Source organism: Streptomyces sp. NPDC025638, from assembly GCF_055558775.1.
The window spans coordinates 1-1,031 of sequence record NZ_JBVHLX010000079.1 but is presented as its reverse complement, the minus strand read 5'-3'; the positions used below and the strand labels follow the sequence as shown (position 1 = coordinate 1,031).

The window sequence follows — 1,031 nt, the reverse complement described above, 5'->3', positions numbered from 1 at the left end:
TCGGAGGGCACGCCCGAGCACCCGCACGGCACGTTCCGCACCGCGGCCCGCCGTCTGGAGGCGATCGCCGCGATGGGCTTCGACGTCGTCTACCTCCCGCCGGTCCACCCGATCGGCACGACGTTCCGCAAGGGCCGCAACAACACCCTGACCGCCGGCCCCGACGACGTCGGCGTGCCCTGGGCGATCGGCTCTCCGGAGGGCGGCCACGACGCCGTCCACCCGGATCTGGGCACCCTGGCGGACTTCGACCACTTCGTGGACCGGGCCCGTGAACTCGGTCTGGAGGTGGCCCTGGACTTCGCGCTGCAGTGCTCCCCGGACCATCCCTGGGTGCACAAGCACCCCGAGTGGTTCCACCACCGCCCCGACGGCACGATCGCCTACGCGGAGAACCCGCCCAAGAAGTACCAGGACATCTACCCCATCGCCTTCGACGCGGACCTGGACGGGCTCGTCGGCGAGACGCTGCGGGTGCTGCGTCACTGGATGGCGCACGGGGTGCGGATCTTCCGGGTGGACAACCCGCACACCAAACCGGTCATGTTCTGGGAGCGGGTGATCGCGGACGTCAACGCCACCGATCCCGATGTGCTCTTCCTGGCCGAGGCGTTCACCCGCCCGGCGATGATGCACACGCTGGCGCAGATCGGTTTCCAGCAGTCGTACACGTACTTCACCTGGCGCAACACCAAGCAGGAGCTGACCGAGTACCTGACGGAACTGTCCAGGGAGTCGGCCGCCTACATGCGGCCGAACTTCTTCGCCAACACCCCCGACATCCTGCACGCCTACCTCCAGCAGGGCGGCCGGCCCGCCTTCGAGGTCCGTGCCGTGCTCGCCGCGACGCTCTCCCCCGCCTGGGGCATCTACAGCGGCTACGAACTGTGCGAGAACACCCCGCTCAGGCAGGACGGCGAGGAATACCTCGACTCGGAGAAGTACCAGCTCAAACCCCGCGACTGGGCCGCCGCCGAACGCGACGGACACACCCTCACCCCCCTGATCACCCGCCTCAACACCATCCGGCG

At 68.8% G+C, this 1,031-nt stretch carries 1 pseudogene; it reads left to right on the top strand.

The features are described 5' to 3' along the window. Nucleotides 1–1,031, top strand: a pseudogene (locus ACZ4EG_RS46660) (alpha-1,4-glucan--maltose-1-phosphate maltosyltransferase); the annotation flags it as partial.